We start from the raw sequence: 24,597 nt of genomic DNA, 5'->3' as shown, positions 1-24,597 counted from the left end.
AGAAATAAATCTAGCCAAAGCGGCAGGCCGTAGATGTTATAGAGCCGACCTGAGTTAATTCAATACGAATGCTTAAGCCGATAATGAAGTTAGACTTAGCTAATACCATTGACACTGGATGTGTTAAACCTGATATGAAGTGAACACTAATCCGCATTCATCTTGTTCACACAAGAATCCTGTTTCTATCCAATAACCCACGGCGCACACCAGTTGCTCGCCGTAGAAAATACAGGGCACTCTTGCTCTCTCCCATGGCGGAATGCCGCACTCCTGCCATAATTTTTTCAGCTCTCTGACTTTATCTCTATTAACAGGATGGCATCGGGTACTTCCCTTCACCGAAAAGCGAATGCTAACCCGTTGCGAGCTATCGGGTAATCGAACTCTATCTGACAGGCTAACTTTAGTTATCGACAATCTGTTACGCTTGGATAATGAAAGACTCATCTCTGCATCTTTATCCAATAAACTGCTGGTGTCGACCTGGATACACTGCTGGATTGGTGACTCATCTGTTTCATCTGTTACCGACCCAAGAAAAGCATGTCCCTGGTAGCGTCTAATCAACAAGTCTCCCAATTTAAGTTCGACCTTAGCATCACGTCTGGCCGTCAATAATTGTGACAGTACTTGAGCTAATTGACTCTGGGATGGTGGCGCAAAACCTAATTGTTCTATGAAGCCTCTGAAGAGCAATGATTGCCAGTTGCTGCTCTGCGCCCCGAGAAGTCCTAAGTCGAGAGAATCTCCTCCCTGCCTGGATGAGATAAAAATGGGTAAGCGCTCACTCACCTCTGCATCGATAACCGCTTGTTGCTGAGCACATAAAAATGCACTACGGCTCGCAGTCGTCGCTATAGCACCCCAACGGGCTTTGAGTCTGGGGATGATCTCTAAGCGGAGAAAATTTCGGTCATACTTGTCATCACTATTACTCTCATCGGTAATGTGAACCAGTCCAACAGCCTTGGCTTTGGCCTCTATTAACTCACGGCTAATAGATAAAAGAGGTCGAATTAGTTGCTTATCCTTGCCAAACACCTGCATGCTTCCCATCGCGGCTAATCCCTTGGGACCTAGGCCTCGCGTTAATGCCAGCAGCACAGTTTCGAGCTGATCATCCAGGTGATGCGCGGTCAATAGGGCATCTCCAGGCTCCATCTGAGATCTCATCGCATCATAACGTGCGTTTCTCGCTTCGGCCTCGACACTCTTACGTGGACCTGTATCCACCACGACCCGTTTGATACTAATGGCTAAACCATAAGCTTCAGCTCTGGACTCACAATGAGCAACCCAAGCATCGGCATGATCACTCAAGCCATGGTGTACATGAACCAGCAAGTAACGGTACTCATGGTGCTCTCGAGCAAACTCAGACAAGCCTAGTGCTAACAGCTCTGAATCGACGCCGCCACTGTAAGCTAGGACTAACTTAGCACCAGGTTTAATCCCTGATGACGCGACACTATCAGCAATTAAATCGGCGACATCTAAGTCATTTTTCATCCTATCTGCAGACATTTAAAACAAGATCCTCACCTTACCCGCTCCGGTTAAGGTTTCCAGCGCCAACATGAGTTCATCTGTCGGGTTCACTCTCCAGTTATCACCCAGTTTGAACTGAGCCTTAGCCTGTGGTTGTGCATAGTTGATTATGATAGGTACAGCACCTTTTCTCCACGGCTCCACCACTTGTTTAAAGCTATCTAGCCAAGTTTCATCGATTAAGTCACTGTCGATATCTATCTCGAGGGCACTGGCAAAATGATTACGCGCCTCACCCATATCTATGATGTTTCTGGCTGTCATACGATTGCCACCGGAAAAGTCATCGAAACTCACCTCTCCTTCGATGATCAAGATGCGATCTTTCTCCAGCAGATGGTTAAACTTCTCGAACGCCTCGGTGAATAGCATCACCTCCAGACGGGCACTCTTATCGTCCAGAGTCACCAGTCCCATCTTAGATCCACGTTTGGTCAGCATCACCCGCGTCGCAATCACCAGACCGGCGGCTTTCATGGTCTTACCGCGCTCGGTTGGATGCACATCCTTGAGTCGGCCCGATGTATAATGTTTAAGTTCTTTGAGGTACTGATTTATCGGGTGACCGGTCAGATACAGACCTAAAGTATCACGCTCACCTTCAAGCCAGACTTTATCCGGCCAGGGGGTGCACTGCACAAATTGCTGCTTAATGTCTTCGACATCACTATTGAGTAAACCAAACATATCATGCTGACCAATCGCTTCGGCCTTGGCATTTTGATCCGCGGCGCGTACAGCCTCGGGTAAGGTAGCCATCATCGCGGCGCGATGAGGCCCTAGGCTATCTAAGGCTCCAGCAAAAATGAGCTTTTCCATGATGCGCTTGTTTAACTTTTTAAGATCTACCCGGGCACAGAAATCGAATAGGTCTTTGAAAGGACCATTCTTACGCGCTGCTAATATAGACTCCACGGGGCCATCGCCAACTCCCTTAATAGCGCCAATACCATAAACTATCTTGCCCTCTTCATCGACAGTGAATTTAAGTAAGCCCTTATTTACATCAGGCGGCAGCAGAGGCTGGCCCATGCGTTCACACTCATCCACTAGGATGACTATCTTATCGGTGTTATCCATATCGGCAGACATTACCGCCGCCATAAACTCGGCCGGATAATGGGTCTTAAGCCAGAGTGTCTGGTAGGAGACCAGCGCATAGGCGGCCGAGTGAGACTTGTTAAATCCGTAACCGGCAAACTTCTCCACCAGATCGAAAATTTTCATCGACAGTTCGCCGTCGATACCGTTATTGATGGCGCCCTCTTTGAAGGTACCACGTTGCTTAGCCATCTCTTCGGGTTTCTTCTTACCCATGGCTCGACGCAGCATATCCGCACCACCGAGTGAATAACCGGCGAGCACCTGAGCTATCTGCATCACCTGCTCTTGATAGAGAATAATGCCATAGGTGGGTTCGAGTACCCACCTAAGAGACTCATGTTGATACTCGGCATCGGGGAAGGAAACCACCTCTCGACCGTGCTTACGCTCGATAAAGTTATCTACCATGCCGGACTGAAGAGGACCCGGACGGAACAGGGCCACTAAGGCGATCATATCTTCGAAGCTGTCTGGCTGAAGACGCTTGATCAAATCTTTCATACCACGTGATTCCAGCTGGAATACCGCCGTCGTCTCATAACGCTGCAATAGTTTGAAACACTTCTTATCATCCAGCGGAATCGACTCGATACGCACAGGCTCTTTACCCAATTCCTTGCGTTTGGGATTGATCATCTGCAATGCCCAGTCGATGATGGTCAAGGTTCTCAGTCCTAGGAAGTCAAACTTGACCAGACCCGCGGTCTCGACATCATTCTTATCGAATTGAGTAACCGGGTTTTTTCCTTCCGAGTCACAGTAAATGGGAGCGAAATCGGTAATTTTGGTCGGCGATATCACCACGCCACCGGCATGCTTACCCGCGTTACGCGTCACACCTTCTAATATTCGACACATGTCGATAAGATCTTTGACCTCCTCATCGCCATCATAAGACTCCTGCAGTGCTGGTTCGACTTCGAAGGCTTTGGCCAGAGTCATGCCGGGCTCAGCAGGCACCATCTTAGAGATACGATCGACAAAGCCATAGGGATGGCCCAATACTCGGCCCACATCTCGAATAACGGCCTTGGCAGCCATGGTACCAAAGGTGATGATCTGCGATACCGCATCACGGCCATAGAGCTCGGCCACATGGTCGATAACTTCATCTCGTCTGTCCATGCAAAAATCGATATCGAAATCCGGCATGGAAACACGTTCAGGGTTGAGGAAACGTTCGAACAGCAGATCATATTCCAGCGGGTCTAGATCGGTAATATTGAGGGAATAGGCCACTAAGGAGCCAGCTCCTGACCCTCGACCCGGACCAATTGGAATATTCTGATCTTTTCCCCACTGAATAAATTCCATCACGATGAGAAAGTAGCCGGGGAAACCCATCTGGTTGATCACCTTAAGCTCAATATCCAGTCGTTCATCGTATCGCGGACGCTTCTGTGCCCTCACCTCGGGATCGGGAAATAGAAACTCTAAGCGGTCCTCCAAGCCATCTTTCGACACCTTAACTAGGAAGTCTTCGATGCTGAGGTCACCCGTGGGGAAGTTAGGTAGAAAATACTCACCCAAACGCACAGTCACATTACAGCGCTTGGCAATCTCGACTGTGTTGGCAATGGCCTCGGGAATGTCTTGGAACAGTTCACACATCTCCTCACTAGTCTTAAAATACTGTTGCTCACTGTATTTCTTCGGGCGACGAGGGTCGGCTAAGGTAAAGCCGTCCGAAATGGCGACACGGATCTCATGGGCTTCGAAGAATTCCGGGCCATTAAACACCACCTGATTGGTTGCCACCACAGGCAAATCTTTCTCCTGTGCCAACGCCACAGCCAGATGAAGGTAGGTCTCTTCATCGGGGCGGCCGGTACGTAGCAGCTCCAGATAATATCGGTCGGGAAAGTGGGTCCGATAGAACTCAATCAGGGAAGCGACCTGGCCATGGTTTCCATTCAGCAAGGCTCTACCCACATCTCCCTGACGACCACCGGAGAGGAGTAATAATCCCTTACTGTATTTAGCCAGCCAGCCTTGATCTATGACCGCCTTATCCTTGATGTGCCCCCTAAGGTAGGCGTCACTGATCAACAGAGTTAGGTTTGAGTAGCCTTCATTAGTCATCGCCAACACGGTAATCGCACAGAATTCTTTGTCGAATCCCGGTACCTGCATCCAAAAATCGGCACCTATGATGGGCTTAACGCCCGCACTATGACAGGCACCATAAAATTTAACTAGCCCACATAGATTCGTCTGATCGGTTAACGCCACTGCTGGCATGCCAAGTTCTGTCACTTTGGCTAAGATAGGCTTCACTTTGGCCAGGCCATCAGACATGGAAAAATCACTGTGAACGCGTAGATGCACAAAACTGGGATCAGACATATTTTTGAGTACTTAAAATTAGTAAAAAATGAGTAAAAAAGAGACGATGGGAGCCTGATAAAGATTAACAGAGTCAGACAGACCAAACCAGAACGCTAAGTTACAGGAATAAAAATATGTGCCTAGTTTCTGGCTTGCAGATCCTTGGTTAATCTATCTCTTACCGGGCGGAAGCTCTTTCTATGTTCGGCTAGCACACCATGTTGCTCTAAGGCTTGAAAATGAGCCTGGGTCGGATAGCCTTTATGTTTAGCGAAACCATATTGAGGATGCTCCATATCGAGCAGTTTCATCTCTCGGTCACGGATAACCTTAGCGACAATTGATGCCGCGCTGATGCCGGCAATCAAACCATCGCCTTTCACTATAGCATGGGCCTCTAGGGCAAGTTCGGTGTTGTCGCCATGATGAAAAATGGGGGCCCGATTGCCATCGACCAACACTTTCACGGGTTTAATCTCTAACCCGGCAACGGCCCTCTGCATGGCTAACATGGTGGCATGTAAAATATTAAGCTCATCTATCTCTTCAGGCGTCGCATGACCGACACTGATGGACAGGGCTTTTTCATGGATCTCGGTGAACAGAGCCTCACGTTTCTTCTCGGTCAGCTTCTTCGAATCATTGAGCCCTAGGATAGGGTTTTTAGGGTCCAAAATCACCGCCGCGGTCACCACATTGCCAACTAATGGCCCACGACCAACTTCGTCGACGCCGGCGTATAAGCCCACACTCAAGCTGTCGATCTGCTGGGGAGTAATCGCTTTAAAAATTGCCATACCTAATACCTGCTAACTGAGCGCTAAAACTGAAAATGTACACTAATGAGAGATAAGCTTAACCACTGCCTCTGCGGCGCGAGCACTCGCGTTACATCGCAACTGACTATGGAGTTCGAGAAACTTACTCTCGAGTTTGGTGAAATCACCGTCGAGCTGCATAGAGACTGCCGCTGCAATCTTCTCTGGGGTACAGTTTTCCTGAATGAGTTCGGTCACCAAATTCTCTCCAGCGAGCAGGTTCGGTAAAGAATACTTGTCAATCAGCATCAAAGACTTGGCTATGCGATAAGTGATCGGGCTAACACGATAGGCGACAACCATGGGCCGTTTGACGAGCATGGCTTCCAGCGTCGCGGTGCCAGAAGCCAACAAGATACAGTCACTTGCGGCCATCACCTCTCTCGAGTGGCCTTCTATGATATGGATTTCAAGATCCGGGGCATATGTTTTCAGTGCCGCCTCAAACTGAGCACGACGCTTAGCATTCACAACTGGAGTCACGAAACGAATATCTGGATATTTCTGCTTGATTATCTTTGCCGCGCGAACGAAAGGCTCGGCTAATAGCTTAAGTTCACCGCCACGAGAACCGGGTAAAACTGCGAGATATTCGGCGTGAAGTTCTAATCCCAGCGCGGTACGTGCCACAATTTTATCACTGCTAAGCGGAATATCATCCGCCAGGGTGTGACCCACAAATGTACATGGCACTTTATGTTCATCGTAAAATGCTTTTTCAAAAGGCAGCAATGACAACACCATATCTGTCGCCTTAGCAATTTTAAAAATACGTTTCGGTCGCCAAGCCCATACCGAAGGACTGACATAATGCACCGTCTTGATCCCCTGCTGTTTTAGCTTGAGCTCGAGACCAATGTTAAAATCCGGTGCATCGATACCGATGAAGCAATCGGGCTTAATAGCACAAATTTCAGCGATCAAGGTTTTACGAACTTTCAATAATCGAGGCAGATGAGACAAGACTTCGACTATGCCCATCACGGCAAGCTCTTCATAAGAAAACAGAGATTCAAAACCTAAGGCTTCCATTTGAGGTCCGCCAATACCGATAAATCGAGCATTGGGATAGCATTCTTGCAGCGCCTCGATTAAGCCAGCACCTAAAATATCACCGGAGATCTCCCCGGCAACCATAGCAAATATCATCTGTCTGTTTTCACTCATAGGATACGAGTCTTAAAATAATAACGAATGGAGAGCCCGTATTAACACAGGCTCAGGTAAGGATAATCTAGCGGATGATGCCACGATGGGAATTAGAGACAAAATCGATCATAAACTCAACTTGCTCATCATCTGACTCTTGCGATAATGCAGCGATAGCCTCATCGATTGTCAAACCTTTACGGTAGAGTGTCTTATAGGCACGTCTAACCGCTATCTGACTCTCTTTCGAGAAGCCGCGGCGTTTCATGCCTTCGCTGTTCAATCCACGAGGTATAGCTGGTTGACCCGATGCCATCACGAAAGGTGGCACATCTTGCAAGATCAATGAGTAACCGGCAGTAAACGCATGAGCACCGATATGAACAAACTGATGCACACCCGTGAGTCCACCTAGAATAGCCCAATCACCAACATGGACATGGCCGGCAATAGAAGCGCTGTTAGACATGATCACATTGTCGCCCACCACACAATCGTGGGCGATATGGACATAGGCCATAAACAAGTTATTAGACCCTATACGAGTCTCACCCTTATCTTGAGTGGTCCCCCTATGAATGGTCACAGATTCACGCACTATGTTGTTATCGCCCATGATGAGTCGCGTTGCTTCACCCGCATATTTCTTGTCTTGGCAATCTTCGCCTACAGAGGCGAATTGAAAGATCTTATTGCCTTTACCGATAACCGTTGGACCTTTGACAACAACATGGGAGCTAAGCCAACAATCGTCGCCAATCTCTACATCGGCACCAATATAGGTCCACGGACCTATGGTAACCTTGTTACCGATCTTGGCATCGGGATGAATATACGCTAATTTATCTATCACTTTTTAATCTCTCTACGAGCACACATGATTTTTGCCGAGCATACTAGCTCACCATCAACCCGGACTTCACCGGTAAATACCCCAATCCCGCGGCGCTCTTTAATTAACTTAACCACAAAGTGTAGTTGATCACCTGGCTCAACCACACGCTTAAAACGCGCCTTATCTATGCCGGCGAAATAATAGAGAGACTCCTCTGCCGCAGCTTCCATAGATTTATAAGCCAACAGACCAGTTGCTTGAGCCATGGCTTCAAGAATTAACACACCTGGCATCACAGGTTGAACCGGGAAGTGACCCTGAAAGAAAGGTTCATTGATTGTGACGTTCTTTATCGCGTGCAGAGACTCCCCAGGAGTATAATCCAAAACCCGATCGATCAATAAAAAAGGATATCTGTGGGGCAGAGAATTCATGATCTCTTTGATATCCATGGTATTTAATTCATTTGGCACACATTTTCCTTAGGCTGCCGCTGGGCAGTTAATTTTCTGTTTGATTCAATTTCTCAAGCTTTTTAACCCGTTGAAAAAGTTCATCTAGTTGTCTAAATCTTACGGTATTTCTACGCCATAACTTGTTATCCATGGCGATAGTTGCGGATGTATACACCCCAGGCTTACGAATGTTACTGGTGACATTCGTGCCACCTGAGATATGAGTACCATCGGCGATGCTTAAATGACCGGCAACGGCACTATTTCCACCTATGATGCAGTATTTACCAATCTTTGTGCTACCCGCAATTGTCGAATTACCGGCAATGGCTGTGTTTTCACCGATTATATCGTTATGCGCTATCTGTACCTGATTATCCAGTATCACACCGTCATGTATCTGGGTATGCTCGATTGCACCACGATCCACTGTAGTGCTGGCACCTATCTCGACTCGATTGCCGATACGAACGCCGCCAGTCTGGGGGATCTTAATCCATAGCCCGCGCTCGTTGGCATAACCGAAGCCATCGGAGCCAATCACAGCAGCCGAATGTATGATGCAGCCTTGCCCCAGATGTACATCATGGTACAGAGTGACATTCGCCCACAGACGAGTACCTGAACCTAAGATACAATCTTGGCCAATAACACAGCCTGGGCCGATTTGAACGTTTTCAGAAAGGATAACGTTTTCACCGATCACCACATTAGCGCCTAGGGCAACACCTTCGGCTAGCTTAGCCGAAGGGTGAATCACCACAGAGTCATGTATGCCAATGGCAGCTTTCGGTGTGGTATCCAGCAGTTGAGAAACTCGAGCGAAGCCTACATAAGGATCATTTAAAACCAGAGCATTACCGGTAAAACTTTCAAGATATTGGGCTGAAATGAGCACTGCGCTCGCCTGAGTATTCTCCAGCTGAACGCGATATTTAGCATTTGCTAAAAAAGAGAGCTGACCTTGAGTCGCATTCTCCAGGGTCGCGACACTGGATATTTCCAATGCCTCATCACCGCGAATTTCTGCGCCTAATATACTAGCCAGCTCTTTTAGGGTGTAGCTTTTCATCTATGATTAGCCTTTACCATTAACCTTTACTGAGTGCTTCAACGACTTTACTGCTGATATCTGATGTGGGTTTAACATAGATCACCGCACCACGCTGAAGCACCATGTCATAGCCCTCTTTCTCTGCGATAGCATTGATTGTTTGCTGAACTTTAACCAGTAACTTGTTCTGCTCTTCACCTTGACGACGACGCATATCTTCATCCAAAGCCTTGCCCTTAAGCTGCAATTCAGATTTCATCGACTCTATCTTGCGTACCATGTTGGTTTTCTGAGACGCGCTCATTAACGCGCCATCTCGTTGCTGCTTATCAAGCATGCCACGTAGCTCTTCTTGCATCTTCTGCACGCCGGCAACACGATCACCAAATTCAGACTTCAGTGTCTTACTCACCTGCTCACGCTGAGGTAACTGCTCGAAGACGGCCTGCATATCTACCACTGCAATCTTCTCGGCCTGCGCCGCAATAGGTACACTAAGCAGAACCAATAGCATCATCGCGCGATTAAACATCTTTTTCACAATAAACTCCTTTCTCAGCAAAATTTGCCGATTATTCTGTATGTAAACTATTTTATTTTTCAAAGTACTAGTTTAGAAAGTTTTACCAATGTTAAACGAGAAGATTTCAGTTTCATCATCCTCGTATTCCTTAACAGGCCACGCTAGGCTAAATACCATAGGTCCCATAGGAGAAAGCCATTGCACACTCATTCCCGCCGAGGCGCGAATTCTGCTCGCGTTAGAATAATCCGCAAGTTTATCAAATTCGTGGGCTGGAAGGTATCGATATGAATCATAATCAAACTCGGTATCCCATACGTTGCCCGCATCGAAGAAGAAGCTGGTACGCACCGAGTTAGAGTAAGCCTCATCCAAGAAAGGCGTAGGCACAATCACTTCAAAACTAGCAGTTGCAATCGCATTGCCACCGATAGAACGACCGTCACTTACCTGGATCTGGTTTGGGTCACCCGGTAGATAACAACCGTCTCCCGAAGCATCAGGAGAACAAGTTTCTAAACCACGACTCAAATAGAATGAACGCGGACCGACCGAATTAGACTTAAACCCACGCAGTGAGCTGCTGCCGCCTGAATAGTAATTTTCCCAAAAAGGCAAGATCTGGTCGTTATCGTTAAATTTTCCATAACCATTACCATAGCCAAAACGTGTTTTGGCTAATAATACCCACTTATGATTGCGAGATAGAGGGAAATAGAAACTGGTATCAAAATCTGCCTTGAAATATTGCAGATCAGAACCTGGTACCGTCATTTTAGCACTTAAACGCTGAGATGAACCATCCGACGGGAAGGTGCCTCGGTTCAATGTACTGCGATACCAACCTAAATTAGCTTCGAAGTTATTAAACGCCAAATCGGCATTAGGATCTTCGTCATCACGGTAGATGTTGTAGAACCTGAGCGCCTGCTCATAGGCCGAAATTTCCGAAATGGTATTATGACGGTAACCTATCCCACCGTTGATACGGTTATATTCGTTGATCGGGAATCCCGAGTTCAGTGCCACACCATAGGAGCTATTCTTGTAGCGTTCAAGGTTGGCTTCATTGGCATCAAATTCGCTCCAGTAGACGCTGCCGCCTAAACTAACACCATCTTTAGTAAAGTAGGGATCGGTAAAGGACAAATTCACATTCTTAGAGTACTTGTTGGTGTTCAGGCTGACACTCGCCTGATTACCCGTGCCTAAGAAGTTACTCTGCTGCACACCAAACTGCAGACTCATGCCTGATTCGGTACCATAACCCACACCAGCATTGAATGAACCCGAAGGCTGCTCCTTCACCTTGAAATTTATGTCTACCAGATCGTCGGTGCCGGGAACCTGTACCGTTTCGGTATCGACAGTCTCAAAGTAACCCAGACGATTCAGACGCGCCTTCGACTGTTCGACTTGAGCCGAGTTAAGCCAGGCACCTTCCATCTGACGCAGCTCACGACGTAAAACCTCATCTTTAGTCACCTGATTACCGGAAAAATTAATGCTGCGCACATAGACACGTTTACCCGGATTGATATTGACATTGAGGCTCACCTCTTTTGTCTCATCATTAATTTCAGGGTAAGTCTGAACTTCTGGGTAGGCGTAACCGAAGCGACCTAAATACTTGCCATACATCTCTTCGGCAAAGGTCACGTCGGCACCATTATAGGTGTCGCCAACCTTGATAGGCAGAATGGCCTTCATCACCTTCTCGCGCCCCATCAGGTCGCCGGTAAGGTTAACTTCAGTCACTGTGTACTGCTCACCCTCATCGACATTGATGGTGATATACAAACCTTTACGATCTGGGGTCATAGCGACCTGAGTCGAAATTACATCGAAACGAATATAGCCACGGTTATGATAGAAACTTTTTACTGTCTCGAGATCGGCTTGAAGTTTCTGCTTCTGATAACGACGCTCACCAAACAGATCCCACCAAGCGACATAATCTTTAAGTTCCAGCATGCCAATCAACTCAGCATCGGTGAAAACTTCGTTACCGACTATATTGATCTGCTTAATTTCGGCGGCTAGACCTTCGGTAAAGTTAAATTTCAATTCGACGCGATTACGAGGCAAGTTAACCACTTCGGCTTCTACTTTAGCGCCGTATTTACCGACACCATAATAGAAATCTTGTAGGCTCTTTTCGATACCGGCGAGCATGGTTCTGTCTAGTGACTCACCCACCTTGACGCCAGAACCGTCTAAGCTCTCTTGCAGCTGCTCATCCTTGATGTCCTTGTTACCTTCGAAGGTAACCGAGCTGATGGTCGGCCGCTCTTTGACTGTGACAATCAGCACGCCGCCATCTCGACTGACTTCGATATGTTCGAAGTTTGTCGAGGCATATAAGCTTTTAATCGCTTGTTGAAGTTTAAGTTCATCGACAGTATCACCTACCTTGACTGGAATGGTCAGTAAGGCTGCGCCAAGGGCTACGCGTTGTAGTCCTTGAACCTGAATATCTGTGACTTCAAATGGTTGGAATGTTTCTGCCCAACCGTTCCCTGATAAAGACGCACCGACTAATACAATCGAGGCAAAAAGTTTATTCAATCTCATAGAGCACTTCTAATTATGTGTGTGTCCCTGCTCAGAGTCGGGAAAAATCGTTAAAAAGCGCAACGCTCATCAACATCAGCAGCATGGCTGCCCCAAATCTGAATCCAATTTCCTGTACCTTCTCTGGCACAGGCCTTCCTGTGATCACTTCTATGAAGTAATACAACAAGTGTCCCCCATCTAGCACTGGCAAAGGCAGTAAATTGATAATACCTAAGTTAACGCTGATTAATGCGAGGAAACCTAAAAAGTAAACCAAGCCATAGCTAGCACTGCTGCCAGCACCTTTTGCTATGGATATGGGTCCACTTAAATTCTTAATAGACAGATCGCCAGTGATTAGCTTGCCAATCATCTTAAAGCTGACAGAGATAAGTTGCCATGTTTTATCCGTTGCCACCCCAAATGACTCGATGAAACCATATTCGAGCTGTAGCTTCATGTTTTCTGGCCAATCAGCCTGTGTCGGTGCTACACCGATAACACCTTCGATTTGACCTTGGGGCCCATTACGTTCACTAGGAATCACTTTGAGCTTAAATTGCTCACCGGCCCGTCTGACGGTAATAAACAAAGTTTGGTTGGCCGATGCTTTTATCTTACTGACAAAATCGTCCCACTCACCGTAGGGCACACCATTAACGGCAACTAAGGTATCTCCAATCTCTAGGCCTGCTGCTGCGGCGGCACCATCAGGACTCACAAATCCTAAAACAGGGGTTATTTCTGGTCTATAGAAATCGAGTCCTAATGAAGCGATTGGCGACTCTTTATCCGGATTAAACTCCCAGGATTCTGTGTTTAATCTATATTTAGTGCCAAGAGCCCCATCGGCACTCGATTTCAAAGGAGTCATGGTGATATCGATATGTGGCTCACCAATCTCACTCACCAAGGCGTAAGTCACCTCTTCCCAATTGTGAACACGCTTACCTTCGACCGAAGTTATCAGCATAGGTTCATCAATTTGAATCTGCGCCGCTGGGGAGTCCAGACGCGTAGCATCGATGACAGGCTTGAGTGCCGGTACGCCAATAAGATACATGAAATAGAGTGCAACAATGGCAAACAAGAAGTTAGCCATGGGCCCTGCAGCAACAATAGCGATACGCTGCCACACTGTCTTTCGGTTAAACGCTTGATCTTTTAGTTCTTCCGGAACGTCATCTACACGCTCATCAAGCATTTTGACATAGCCACCGAGGGGGATCATGGCTAACACGTATTCGGTGCCATCTTTACCGACTCTTCGCCATATTGCCTTACCGAAGCCGATAGAAAAACGCTCTACTTTTACGCCACAACGTCTGGCGACCCAAAAGTGACCATATTCATGTGCAGCAATTAAGATGCCTAATGCAATAACGAAGGAACCTAAATTCCATAGAAAGTCGATCATTCCCATCCTTTGAGCTAGTTAAATATTTGCTACCAACTCTAAAGCAAATCTGCGTGTTTGTGTATCTAATGCGATGATATCATCCAGACTCTTTAAAGAACTCATGGACACTTTACTTAAACACGTTTCATTGACTCTGACTATATCAGTAAACGTTAACTTATTTTCCAAAAAAGCAGCAACCGATATTTCATTTGCTGCATTTAACACTGTGGTCGCTTCCTGACCTTGCTTACAAGCCTCAATGGCAAGAGAAAGACAAGGGAATCGTTCGAAATCTGGTTCAAGAAAGCTTAACTGTCCGACTTTGAAAAAGTCCAAAGGTTCAACTCCTGAGTTGATTCTTTGGGGATAAGACATACAATGAGCGATTGGCGTACGCATATCTGGCTTACCCAACTGAGCTAAAACTGAGCCATCTCGATACTGAACCATAGAGTGAATCACACTCTGAGGGTGAATGACCACCTTCAGCTGCTCGGCAGTGGTATTAAACAACCAACGGGCTTCAATATATTCGAGCCCCTTGTTCATCATGCTGGCTGAATCGACTGATATCTTACGGCCCATAGACCAATTCGGATGTTTACAAGCCTGCGCCGGCGTCATGGCGCTCAGGGAATCCAGAGGAGAGTTAAGGAAAGGGCCCCCAGAACCGGTCAATAAAATATGCGATATTCCCGCACCTTCTAGATCACAGTAGCCAATATTGCTTTGAATCGACTCGGGTAAAGCCTGAAATATCGCATTATGCTCACTATCTACCGGCAGCACTTTTGCACCAGAGGCCTTCATCGCATCGATAAACAGCCTGCCGGACATCACCAGCGACTCTTTATTAGCGAGTAGGACTCGTTTACCCGCTTTAACAGCGGCTAAAGTCGGCAGCAAGCCCGCGGCGCCAACAATCGCAGCCATAACGGTATCGACACAAGATGCACTGACAAGATCATCAAGCTCAGTAGCCCCCGTAGTCACTTCTACACCTGAGTCTGCAGGTAAACGCTGGCGTAAGAGCCTGGCGGCGTCGACATCGACCATATGTGCAATCGATGGCTGGTGCTCTATGCACAGAGCCAACATCTTATCCACATTGGTATTCGCCACCAAGGCATATATGCAATATGCCTCAGGGTTTTTGCCAATGACACTTAAGGTGCTGGCACCTATCGATCCTGTTGCCCCGAGTATGACCATTTTTTGCATTAGCTTACATCCAAAATGCGATATAAATAAGAGTAAATACAGGTAATGCGGCTGTCAGACTGTCTATTCGGTCGAGTACGCCACCATGTCCCGGCAAGATAGTGCCCGAATCTTTAATGTCAGCCACCCGCTTGAACATACTCTCAGACAAGTCTCCCACCACCGAGACTAGGGCGATAAACAAGGTCACAGCAACGACCAAGCCTAGCTCCTGCTCTGGTGAAACCAGCATCACGCCTATCACAATAATCATGCTGGTAATTAAACCGCCTACCAGACCTTCGATAGTCTTGGCTGGACTCACGTTAGGCATCAACTTAGTACGCCCAAGGGCTTTGCCCACAAAATAAGCTCCGCTATCGGCAGCCCAAACAACCAGCATGACCAAGAAGACTAAGATCCCACCGTAATAAGGGTCAGCCTCAGAACTTAGCCCCTTGAGCGCAATCAAGGCTGCAAAACAAGGAATAAGGGTCAGCTGGCCAAACATAGACTTGAACATGTGGCTCTTTTGCCACAGCCCTGAACTCTTCGGAAAGGAGAGCACCAATAACAGTGATATGACCCACCACAAGGCTCCAATCAAGATGATTGCCAGGTAAACAGGATGCAGATGACCTTTAAACCAGAGTTCATCGCTAGGAACAAACAGGTTGAGTGCGATTAATAGCGCACCTATGGTGATGGTAAAGCTCCACTGTGTTATTTGACAGCGCTTATCGATAATCTGTCCCCACTCCTTGGCAGCAAGCAGAAATACGGGCACTAATACCCAGGAAAAGTATGCTGTCGGGAGGAAAAAAACCGCTCCCAAAACTAAGGGGATTAACCAAGTTGCTGTTATTATTCGTTGTTTTAGCAAAAAAAAACCCTCAAAAAAATTATAACTCGGACTGCATCGTCTCTATTTGGCAACCCGTCAGACCGAATCTTCGTTGACGGGATGCAAAAGTTGCAACTGCCCGTTTAAACGCATTTTCATCAAAATCAGGCCACAAAGTATCAGTAAAAACCAACTCGGCATAGGCCGCCTGCCATAATATGAAATTACTGATACGATAGTCCCCACCCGTGCGTATCATTAAATCAACTTCGGCTTGGTTTTGCATGCATAGATGCTGACTTAGGGCCTCTTCGGTGAACTGACTGCTGTTAATTTCACCAGCTTCAACTTTTTTAGCCAAAGCCTGTGCCGCTTGCATGATGTCCCAACGACCGCCATAGTTAGCCGCCACATTGAGTATCAGCTCGGTATTACCGGCAGTTTTCGCTTCAGCTGCGGCAATTTGTTTCTGTAAACGCTCAGAGAAACGGCTGGTGTCGCCGATAATATTGAGCCTGACACCATTTTTATGCAGCAGCTTTATTTCACGTTGCAGCACGGTAAAGAAGAGTTCCATCAACAGGGAAACCTCTTTATCGGGTCGGCGCCAGTTTTCACTGGAAAATGCAAATAAGGTTAACGACTCGATCCCCATCTCTTTGGCGGTACTCACTGCACGTCTGACGGTTTTTACTCCCGCCTTATGTCCCATCACTCTGGGTTTCCCCCGCGCCTGTGCCCAACGTCCGTTACCATCCATGATGATGGCGACGTGTTTAGGCTTAGACTGTTTAACAAGTTCTGCAATCTCCTCCAGAGAGAATTCAGAACCAGACTGGGAATCGATTGACATCTATTACAACCCTTAAAAAAGCAAACGCCGTGTAGTATACCGCTACACGGCGTCTGAACTCTAGTTTCTTAGTCCTAGATTAGACTTTCATCAACTCAGCTTCTTTTGCAGACAAAAGATCATCAATCTGCTTAATATGCGCATCGGTGAATTTCTGAATCTCATCTTCGGTGCGGTGTACATCATCTTCGGTACACTCTTTCTCTTTCTCTAACACTTTCACATCTGAGTTAGCATCACGACGCACGTTACGAACAGAAATCCGGCTATTTTCAGCTTCTGCGCGAACAACCTTGATAAGGTCTTTACGACGCTCTTCTGTCAATGAAGGAAGTGGAATGCGTATGACAGCACCGGCAGACATAGGGTTCAGACCCAGATCTGAAGTCATGATTGCTTTCTCTACCGCTTTGATCATAGACACATCAAACACAGAAACAGCCAGAGTACGTGAATCTTCGATAGTCACGTTACCCACTTGCTTAAGCGGCGTCATTGAACCGTAATAAGAGACCTTAATCGAATCTAAAAGGCTAGGATGTGCACGACCCGTACGGACCTTAGCCATCTGAGTCTTAGTGGCTTCTATACATTTAGCCATACGTGTTTGAGCATCTGCTTTGATTTCGTTTATCACGTTAAATATCCTTTAAATGAGTCACTACATTCTTAGTCATAGGACTAGCCAGTCACATTAAGCTATTCACTTTTACTGACTGAATATTACAATATTTTTTAATTCTTTGTTTTCATTGATTTGATCATGGTACCTTCCCGCTCACCCATGATGACCCGACGTAAGGCACCAGGTTTATTCATGTTAAATACCAATATAGGCATGTTGTGATCTCTCGCCATGGTAAATGCAGCAAGATCCATCACTTTTAATTCTTTTTCCAGAATTTCATCGTAATCCATTTCATCATACATTACTGCATCTGGGTTCTTAACTGGATCATCTGAGTAGACGCCATCGACCTTAGTCCCTTTGATCACGACTTCGGCTTCGATTTCGATACCGCGCAGGCAAGCTGCAGAATCAGTGGTGCAGAAAGGGTTGCCCGTACCGGCGGCAAAAATGACCACCCGACCGGACTTTAGCAAACTAATGGCTTCGGCCCAATTATAATCATCGCAGACACCTTTAAGCGGGATAGCAGACATCAAACGAGCATTAACATAAGCACGATGTAGGGCATCACGCATCGCCAAACCATTCATGACTGTGGCTAGCATGCCCATGTGATCGCCCACAACGCGATTCATGCCGGCTTTTGCAAGCCCTTCGCCACGGAATAAGTTACCACCACCGATAACAATACCTACCTGAAGGCCGAGTTCAACCAGTTCTTTAATCTCCTGAGCCATGCGATCTAAGACTTTAGGATCTATGCCAAAACCTTCATCGCCCATTAAGGCTTCACCACTGAGCTTGAGAAGGATACGTCGAAATGCAGGTTTAGGATTCGTGCTCATTTTTATAGTCCAGATTGATGCCAATAGGTCAAATAATACAATAAGACCGCAGCAAGTACCACGGTCTTAGGAGTGCTTACAACAGGAGATTAAGCCTTAGTAGCCGCTATGGTGGCAGCCACTTCAGCAGCAAAATCTTCTTCTTTCTTCGCGATACCTTCGCCAAGTTCTAAACGAACAAAGCCTGATACAGTCGCGCCTTTCTCTTTAAGAATTGCACCCACAGTTTTCTTAGGTTCCATGATGTAAGCTTGACCAGTAAGAGAGATCTCACCAGTGAACTTCTTCATTCTACCGAAAACCATTTTCTCTGCAATCTCTGCAGGCTTGCCTGCGTTCATGGCGATTTCGATCTGCAGTGCTTTTTCTTTTGCCACTTGATCAGCTGGAACATCTTCAGGGTTAACGAATTCAGGCTTAGAAGCAGCAATGTGCATTGCTAGATGCTTTAGCGTTTCTTCGTCAGCTTCACCGGCTACAACGACACCGATACGCTCACCGTGACGGTAAGAGACAAGGTTGGCACCATCGATGTACTCAACGCGACGAACGTTGATATTTTCACCGATTTTAGTCACTAATGAGACACGTGTTTCTTCGAACTGAGCTTTCAACTCTTCGATAGTGACTTTAGAGGTAGCAGCAACTTCTAGTACCGCGTTAGCGAATGCTAGGAAACTGGCATCTTTTGCAACGAAGTCTGTTTGACAGTTAACTTCTAAAAGCGCAGAGAAACCATCGCCATTTTTAATCAGTATTGTACCTTCAGCAGCTATGTTACCTGCTTTTTTAGCAGCCTTCGCAGCACCGCTCTTACGCATATTATCAATCGCTAGTTCGATGTCACCATCGGTTTCAACCAACGCTTTCTTACAATCCATCATGCCTGCGCCAGTGCGCTGACGAAGTTCTTTAACTTGGGCAGCAGTAATTGCCATTGTTAAATCCTCTAGATAAGTCTATAAATTCACTAGATATAAAACAGGGGCTATTACCACCAAGGTGAAAGCGCCCCTGTTTTGCTATCATGTCGCTTAGTTAATTTGGGAGATGCTTAGCATCTAACCAAATTACTCGGCTTCTACGAAACCGTCTTGCTCCGCTTGAATAGCAAGATCTTGACCACGGCCAGCTTTAACGGCAGCGGCAACAGACTCAGTGTACAAACGAATAGAACGCATAGCGTCATCATTACCAGGAATGATGTAGTTGATGCCGTCTGGGTTAGAGTTAGTATCAACAATAGCAACAACTGGGATACCCAGATTGTTAGCTTCTTTAACAGCGATATGCTCGTGATCTGCACCGATGACGAAAAGAACGTCAGGCAAACCGCCCATGTTCTTAATACCACCAAGAGACCTGTCTAGCTTCGCAAGTTCACGAGTACGCATCAAAGCTTCTTTCTTAGTCAGTTTGTCGAAAGTACCATCTATAGACTGGCTTTCAAGATCTTTAAGACGCTTGATTGATTGACGCACTGTTTTCCAGTTAGTCAACATGCCGCCTAACCAGCGGTGATCGACATAGTACTGGTCACAAGAAATTGCAGACTCTTTGATTGCTTCGCTTGCAGCACGCTTAGTACCAACAAAAAGAACCTTACCTTTCTTTGAGGCGATGTTGCTGATAAAAGCAAGCGCTTCATTGAACATAGGCACAGTGTGCTCTAGGTTGATGATGTGAACACCATTACGGGCACCGAAGATGAAAGGCTTCATCTTTGGGTTCCAGTAACGAGTCTGGTGACCGAAGTGAACACCGGCTTTAAGCATGTCGCGCATTGAAACTGTAGTCATTTTATTACCTTAAATAATTGGGGGTTAGACCTCCACGCATCCCATATCTTCGACCTATACAGGCACCCCGAAGAATGTGTCGATACGTGTGTGATTTAGTATTTAATAAATAGCCATGTATAATGGCCGCCATCTTAACTCTACATCCTAGGTTTTTGCTAGAATCCCTATTACATTGAATAGTGAGTACTTCACACCACCAAAGATGAGAATAGAGTCAAACATAACGGCGCGATTTATACCATATTAGGACCGAGAACACAAATTTTACGTGTGTTTTGCACTAATAAAATGCGCACCCAAACCCTCATAAATCGAGACACGAGAGATAGCTAAATGAGTATAGTGATAAAGACTGCTGAAGAGATAGAAAAAATGCGCACTGCAGGCAAGTTGGCGGCCGAAGTCTTAGAGATGGTGGGCCCCTTCGTCAAAGCTGGAGTCACCACTAATGAGCTGAATGATATCTGTGCCAAGTTTACCGAAGACAATGGCGCGATATCGGCCCCTCTCGATTATCATGGCTTCCCCAAGTCTATCTGCACCTCTGTCAATGAGGTTATCTGCCATGGTATTCCCAGCGACCGCGCCCTGAAAGATGGTGACGTCATCAATATCGACATTACCGTGATCAAAGATGGCTTCCATGGCGATACGTCGAAAATGTTTTTAATTGGTGATGTTAGCCCCAAGGATATGCGCCTGTGCCGTGTCGCTCAAGAAAGCCTATATGCCAGCATACGTAAGGTACGCCCGGGAATGAAATTGGGTGAAATTGGCACCATAGTCGAGAAATTTATCAAGACCAAGAAAACCGGTCTGGAAAAATACACCATAGTCAAAGATTATTGTGGTCACGGCATAGGTGCTGGCTTCCATGAAGAGCCTCAGGTCATGCATTACAAAAATAGTGATAAAACAGTTTTACGTCCAGGCATGTGTTTCACCATTGAACCCATGATAAATGCGGGTCGTCACACCTGTATTTTAGATAAAAAAGACAACTGGACAGTGACCACGTCCGATGGTAAAAACTCCGCCCAATGGGAACATACCTTACTCATCACTAAGACAGGCGTTGAAGTCTTGACCCTACGCTCAGAGGAAGATTTCCCAAGAATCATCAATCACTGATATATCGTCCGGCCTCTTTCATACTCAGTACCAGTTAACTTGATTGGTACTTTTTGTTTGTTCAAACTACTCGCCAGGAGATTAAGGGAACTCTATGACCATTGAATCGGCGCAAATTACCAAAGTGGCACTGTTCGCTCAAAATGATGAACTACTGACTCGCTTTCGCAACAAAGACCCCATCAAACAGCTCGTCGCCCAGCGTAGTCAGTTTGTCGATTCGATGCTGCAACAGAAGTGGCAGAGCCACGGACTCGACAAGTTTGCTATCGCACTCATCGCCGTTGGCGGATATGGACGAGCCGAATTGCATCCACATTCCGATGTTGACCTGCTATTTTTAATCGAGTCTGACCTTTGTCCCGATGCAGAGGCCGCCCTCAGCCAGTATATTGCCTTCCTGTGGGATGCTGGCCTCGAGGTTGGGCATAGTGTACGAACTGTGGCACAAACTTTAGAGCAAGGTCGTCATGATGTCACCGTGGTGACGAATCTGCTCGAGGCCAGATTATTATGTGGTCCGGAGGACCTCTACCAATCTCTGTATCTGAGTATTCGCCGTGACGATTTTTGGCCGGCGAGTGACTTTTTTATCGCCAAGCGAGACGAGCAGTTAGCCCGCCACGCCAGAGCCAGTGCATTCGGTCTTGAGCCTAACCTTAAGACCTGCCCCGGGGGATTGAGGGACATACATACGGTCGCTTGGGTGGCGATGAGACACTTCGATGCTGCCAATGCTGAAGATCTGGTCGAACATGGTTTTCTCGATCAAGATGAACTCGAAGAGTTGCTCGAATGCCAGTACTTCCTCTGGGAACTCAGATTTGCCTTGCACCTTATCTCTGGCAGAGATGAAAACCGGCTCTTGTTCGATCTGCAACGCCAAGTCGCCGATCTCATGGGCTATGAGGACTCGACTCAGCTCGGTGTCGAGCAGATGATGAAACGCTACTATCGCACGGTTAGACGTGTGATGGAGCTTAACCAGATGCTATTACAACTGTTTAATCGTGCCACCCTAGGTCATGCCAAGGCTCTGGAAATAAAGAAAATAAATAATGATTATCAACTACGCGGCACCTTTATAGAGTCCCTGAGCGCCAATATCTTCGAGCAGCCCGTAGAAATAATGAAACTTTGCCTGCATGTGGCAAAAAACTCTAACATCAAGGGGATATATGCGCCGACATTAAGAAGCCTGCGTAAAGCCAGGCGTCAGCAATCCCAACCCTTGATGAACCACGCCAATTGCAGAGCGATATTTTTAGAGATATTAAAACACCCCAGAGGCATTGCCTCGCTGTCCTTGATGCATCGTCATGGTGTGTTATCAGCCTACCTGTCGGCATGGCGTAATATCGAGGGTCAGATGCAATTTGATCTCTTTCATGCCTATACGGTCGATGAACATACTCACAGGCTGCTACAGAACATAGATCGTTTCTCTCACCCGGAGCAGAAAGATGAGTTCCCTCTGTGTTCTGTGCTGATCAATCAACTGCCTAAGAAAGGCTTACTGGTTTTAGCCGCCATCTTTCACGATATTGCTAAGGGGAGAGGTGGCAATCACAGTAAGTTAGGCGCCATAGATGCGAGGGACTTCTGTAAACTTCACGGCCTCAATGATCATGATGGCAGATTGGTGGCCTGGCTGGTAGAAAATCATCTGGTGATGTCCATCACGGCGCAACGACGCGATATCTCAGATCCCGATGTGGTAGCCGAATTTGCCGATAGGGTCCGTGATTCGGTTCATCTCAGCTACCTTTATTGCCTGACGGTAGCCGATATCTGCGCCACCAATGAGAAAACATGGAACAACTGGAAAGGTTCTCTGCTGCGAGAACTCTACTTTTCAACCCAGAGGGTGTTAGCCAGAGGCAAAGAAAAACCCGTCGATATCAGGGCTCGGGTGAGAGAAAATCAAGCTAAAGCCAAGAAAGAGCTGCTCAGACGAGGCATTAAAGAGAAAAGTATAGATGCGTTATGGCAAAGGTTAAAAGCCGATTACTTTTTACGCCATCAGCCCAATCAGATTGCCTGGCACTCTGAAGCCATCATCAAGCACAAACATGATGAGCCATTAGTCTTGCTCTCCAAACATACAACCAGAGGCGGCACCGAGCTGTTTGTCTATGGACAGGATAAACCTAAACTGTTCGCCACAGTGATGACCTTGCTCGACAATAAAAACATCAATGTCCATGATGCCAGTATCATGACCTCAAAAGATAATTATGCGCTGGATTCTTTTGTCATTTTAGAGCAGGATGGGAGCCCGGTTGCACAGATAGCGCGTATTCAAGGGATTAAAAAGGCACTGGTAAAAGCCCTCAGTGGTGACACACCCAAATTACCTAAGTTTAAGAAGCTCCCTCGCAAGATGAAGCCATTTAAAGTGCAAACTCAGGTGAGTTTCCTGCCATCACGCCGTCATGGAACCAGCATGATGGAGCTTATAACTCTAGATAGCCCGGGGCTATTAGCCAAGGTCGGCGATATATTCTACCGATGTAACATAAAGCTGATGGCCGCAAAGATAACCACCATAGGCGAGCGTGCAGAGGACTTCTTCATGTTACAGAATGCCGATGGAGAACAATTGAGCCCGATTCAACAGCAGGAGTTGAGTGAAAACTTGACTCAAGCGCTCGATCGGCCACAACAAAATTAGCTCAAACATATAAATATTCACTGTTTTTAATATAACATTCACTTATAACTTATTCTGGAGAAGTAAATGGAGGCTTTACGCCAACGTATAGAGGCGGCTTTTGAAGCGCGCGCCGAGATCAGCCCTAGCACAGTAGATGATAGTGTACGTGCTGATGTTGAAAAAGTGATTAACATGCTTGATAAGGGTGAAGCCAGAGTCGCTGAGAAGATCGATGGCCAATGGCACGTACACCAATGGCTGAAGAAAGCGGTATTACTCTCCTTCAGAATTTTCGATAATGGTGTTATCGACGGCGGAGAGACTAAATACTTCGATAAAGTCCCGATGAAGTTTGCCGATTATGATGAAGCACGCTTCAGAAAAGAGGCTATCCGTGTCGTACCACCGGCAACAGTACGTAAAGGCTCTTTCATCGGCAAGAACACCGTGCTAATGCCTTCTTACGTAAATCTTGGTGCCTATATCGGTGAAGGTACTATGATCGATACCTGGGCCACAGTAGGCTCATGTGCCCAGATTGGCAAGAATGTCCACTTATCAGGTGGCGTCGGCATAGGTGGTGTATTAGAGCCATTACAAGCAGGTCCGACTATTATCGAAGACAACTGTTTCATCGGTGCACGTTCTGAAGTCGTGGAAGGTGTTATCGTCGAAGAGGGCAGCGTGATCTCTATGGGTGTCTACCTTGGTCAAAGCACACGTATCTATGATCGTGAAACTGGCGAGATCCACTATGGTCGCGTTCCTGCCGGCTCTGTCGTGGTATCGGGTACCTTACCTTCAAAATGTGGCAAATATAACCTCTACGCCGCCATCATAGTCAAGAAAGTCGATGCCAA

General features: G+C 46.7%; 20 protein-coding genes. 3 read left to right on the top strand and 17 right to left on the bottom strand.

Translation table 11 applies throughout. The features are described from left to right. Nucleotides 1–123: 123 nt before the first annotated feature. From tilS to rpsB, 17 genes are all read right to left on the bottom strand, one after another. A complete protein-coding gene (tilS, locus tag KT99_RS09015) occupies nucleotides 124–1,527 on the bottom strand; it encodes a tRNA lysidine(34) synthetase TilS (protein WP_005499200.1) in 1,404 nt (467 codons plus the stop codon). Then, nucleotides 1,528–5,001, bottom strand: a complete 3,474-nt coding sequence (gene dnaE / locus KT99_RS09010) for a DNA polymerase III subunit alpha (protein ID WP_005499199.1) — start codon at nucleotides 4,999–5,001, stop codon at nucleotides 1,528–1,530. It lies immediately after the preceding gene. 122 nt (nucleotides 5,002–5,123) lie between these two features. Further along, on the bottom strand, nucleotides 5,124–5,780 hold the full coding sequence (rnhB, locus tag KT99_RS09005; RefSeq protein ID WP_005499197.1) for a ribonuclease HII: 657 nt from the start codon (nucleotides 5,778–5,780) through the stop codon (nucleotides 5,124–5,126). Between the two features lie 42 nt (nucleotides 5,781–5,822). Continuing rightward, entirely contained in the window at nucleotides 5,823–6,968 is a 1,146-nt protein-coding gene (gene lpxB, locus KT99_RS09000) for a lipid-A-disaccharide synthase (protein WP_005499195.1), read from the bottom strand. Nucleotides 6,969–7,035: 67 nt separating this feature from the next. After that, nucleotides 7,036–7,803, bottom strand: a complete 768-nt coding sequence (lpxA, locus tag KT99_RS08995; protein WP_005499194.1) for an acyl-ACP--UDP-N-acetylglucosamine O-acyltransferase — start codon at nucleotides 7,801–7,803, stop codon at nucleotides 7,036–7,038. Next, nucleotides 7,800–8,258: a 3-hydroxyacyl-ACP dehydratase FabZ gene (gene fabZ, locus KT99_RS08990; RefSeq protein WP_005499192.1), complete on the bottom strand. Its 459-nt coding sequence runs from the start codon at nucleotides 8,256–8,258 to the stop codon at nucleotides 7,800–7,802. The genes lpxA and fabZ overlap by 4 nt, the downstream gene beginning before the upstream one ends. 28 nt (nucleotides 8,259–8,286) lie before the next feature. Further along, nucleotides 8,287–9,312 (bottom strand): UDP-3-O-(3-hydroxymyristoyl)glucosamine N-acyltransferase, encoded by a 1,026-nt coding sequence (gene lpxD / locus KT99_RS08985; RefSeq protein WP_005499191.1) that lies wholly within the window; start codon nucleotides 9,310–9,312, stop codon nucleotides 8,287–8,289. Nucleotides 9,313–9,331: 19 nt separating this feature from the next. After that, entirely contained in the window at nucleotides 9,332–9,826 is a 495-nt protein-coding gene (locus KT99_RS08980) for an OmpH family outer membrane protein (RefSeq protein WP_040571808.1), read from the bottom strand. Between the two features lie 81 nt (nucleotides 9,827–9,907). Continuing rightward, the gene (bamA, locus tag KT99_RS08975) at nucleotides 9,908–12,391 is read right to left on the bottom strand and encodes an outer membrane protein assembly factor BamA (protein WP_005499189.1); all 2,484 of its coding nucleotides are present in this window, start codon (nucleotides 12,389–12,391) and stop codon (nucleotides 9,908–9,910) included. Nucleotides 12,392–12,422: 31 nt separating this feature from the next. Further along, the gene (gene rseP, locus KT99_RS08970) at nucleotides 12,423–13,790 is read right to left on the bottom strand and encodes a sigma E protease regulator RseP (protein WP_005499184.1); all 1,368 of its coding nucleotides are present in this window, start codon (nucleotides 13,788–13,790) and stop codon (nucleotides 12,423–12,425) included. 18 nt (nucleotides 13,791–13,808) lie between these two features. Next, nucleotides 13,809–14,996: a 1-deoxy-D-xylulose-5-phosphate reductoisomerase gene (gene ispC, locus KT99_RS08965; protein WP_005499182.1), complete on the bottom strand. Its 1,188-nt coding sequence runs from the start codon at nucleotides 14,994–14,996 to the stop codon at nucleotides 13,809–13,811. Between the two features lie 4 nt (nucleotides 14,997–15,000). Continuing rightward, nucleotides 15,001–15,858 carry a phosphatidate cytidylyltransferase gene (locus tag KT99_RS08960; protein ID WP_040571797.1) on the bottom strand — a complete coding sequence of 286 codons (858 nt, stop codon included), beginning with the start codon at nucleotides 15,856–15,858 and terminating at the stop codon, nucleotides 15,001–15,003. Between the two features lie 19 nt (nucleotides 15,859–15,877). Continuing rightward, a complete protein-coding gene (uppS, locus tag KT99_RS08955; protein ID WP_005499173.1) occupies nucleotides 15,878–16,672 on the bottom strand; it encodes a polyprenyl diphosphate synthase in 795 nt (264 codons plus the stop codon). Between the two features lie 79 nt (nucleotides 16,673–16,751). Further along, on the bottom strand, nucleotides 16,752–17,309 hold the full coding sequence (frr, locus tag KT99_RS08950) for a ribosome recycling factor (protein WP_005499172.1): 558 nt from the start codon (nucleotides 17,307–17,309) through the stop codon (nucleotides 16,752–16,754). 98 nt (nucleotides 17,310–17,407) lie between these two features. Then, a complete protein-coding gene (gene pyrH / locus KT99_RS08945; protein ID WP_005499170.1) occupies nucleotides 17,408–18,148 on the bottom strand; it encodes a UMP kinase in 741 nt (246 codons plus the stop codon). Nucleotides 18,149–18,237: 89 nt separating this feature from the next. Beyond that, nucleotides 18,238–19,086, bottom strand: a complete 849-nt coding sequence (gene tsf / locus KT99_RS08940; protein ID WP_005499169.1) for a translation elongation factor Ts — start codon at nucleotides 19,084–19,086, stop codon at nucleotides 18,238–18,240. Between the two features lie 132 nt (nucleotides 19,087–19,218). Continuing rightward, nucleotides 19,219–19,947 carry a 30S ribosomal protein S2 gene (gene rpsB / locus KT99_RS08935; protein WP_005499158.1) on the bottom strand — a complete coding sequence of 243 codons (729 nt, stop codon included), beginning with the start codon at nucleotides 19,945–19,947 and terminating at the stop codon, nucleotides 19,219–19,221. A 336-nt stretch (nucleotides 19,948–20,283) separates the two neighbouring features. On the opposite strand from rpsB, the gene map reads away from it, so the two are divergent. From map to dapD, 3 genes are all read left to right on the top strand, one after another. Further along, entirely contained in the window at nucleotides 20,284–21,081 is a 798-nt protein-coding gene (map, locus tag KT99_RS08930) for a type I methionyl aminopeptidase (RefSeq protein WP_005499157.1), read from the top strand. Nucleotides 21,082–21,175: 94 nt separating this feature from the next. Beyond that, nucleotides 21,176–23,755: a bifunctional uridylyltransferase/uridylyl-removing protein GlnD gene (glnD, locus tag KT99_RS08925; protein WP_005499145.1), complete on the top strand. Its 2,580-nt coding sequence runs from the start codon at nucleotides 21,176–21,178 to the stop codon at nucleotides 23,753–23,755. Nucleotides 23,756–23,821: 66 nt separating this feature from the next. Continuing rightward, nucleotides 23,822–24,597: 2,3,4,5-tetrahydropyridine-2,6-dicarboxylate N-succinyltransferase (dapD, locus tag KT99_RS08920; RefSeq protein WP_005499144.1), on the top strand; the 776-nt coding region annotated here is incomplete at its 3' end.

The sequence above is a fragment of the Shewanella benthica KT99 genome (assembly GCF_000172075.1).
Classification (GTDB): Bacteria; Pseudomonadota; Gammaproteobacteria; order Enterobacterales; family Shewanellaceae; genus Shewanella; species Shewanella benthica_A.
Note: the sequence above shows the minus strand (reverse complement) of the source record. Positions and strands in the feature narration are given on the sequence as shown.

Coding starts and splice junctions, on each gene's coding strand:
- uppS (WP_005499173.1), bottom strand. CDS start 16,672: ATGTCAATCGATTCCCAGTCTGGTTCTGAATTCTCTCTGGAGGAGATT.
- dnaE (WP_005499199.1), bottom strand. CDS start 5,001: ATGTCTGATCCCAGTTTTGTGCATCTACGCGTTCACAGTGATTTTTCC.
- KT99_RS08980 (WP_040571808.1), bottom strand. CDS start 9,826: ATGTTTAATCGCGCGATGATGCTATTGGTTCTGCTTAGTGTACCTATT.
- ispC (WP_005499182.1), bottom strand. CDS start 14,996: ATGCAAAAAATGGTCATACTCGGGGCAACAGGATCGATAGGTGCCAGC.
- lpxD (WP_005499191.1), bottom strand. CDS start 9,312: ATGAAAAGCTACACCCTAAAAGAGCTGGCTAGTATATTAGGCGCAGAA.
- rseP (WP_005499184.1), bottom strand. CDS start 13,790: ATGATCGACTTTCTATGGAATTTAGGTTCCTTCGTTATTGCATTAGGC.
- rpsB (WP_005499158.1), bottom strand. CDS start 19,947: ATGACTACAGTTTCAATGCGCGACATGCTTAAAGCCGGTGTTCACTTC.
- map (WP_005499157.1), top strand. CDS start 20,284: ATGAGTATAGTGATAAAGACTGCTGAAGAGATAGAAAAAATGCGCACT.
- bamA (WP_005499189.1), bottom strand. CDS start 12,391: ATGAGATTGAATAAACTTTTTGCCTCGATTGTATTAGTCGGTGCGTCT.
- glnD (WP_005499145.1), top strand. CDS start 21,176: ATGACCATTGAATCGGCGCAAATTACCAAAGTGGCACTGTTCGCTCAA.
- tsf (WP_005499169.1), bottom strand. CDS start 19,086: ATGGCAATTACTGCTGCCCAAGTTAAAGAACTTCGTCAGCGCACTGGC.
- lpxB (WP_005499195.1), bottom strand. CDS start 6,968: ATGAGTGAAAACAGACAGATGATATTTGCTATGGTTGCCGGGGAGATC.
- rnhB (WP_005499197.1), bottom strand. CDS start 5,780: ATGGCAATTTTTAAAGCGATTACTCCCCAGCAGATCGACAGCTTGAGT.
- tilS (WP_005499200.1), bottom strand. CDS start 1,527: ATGTCTGCAGATAGGATGAAAAATGACTTAGATGTCGCCGATTTAATT.
- pyrH (WP_005499170.1), bottom strand. CDS start 18,148: ATGAGCACGAATCCTAAACCTGCATTTCGACGTATCCTTCTCAAGCTC.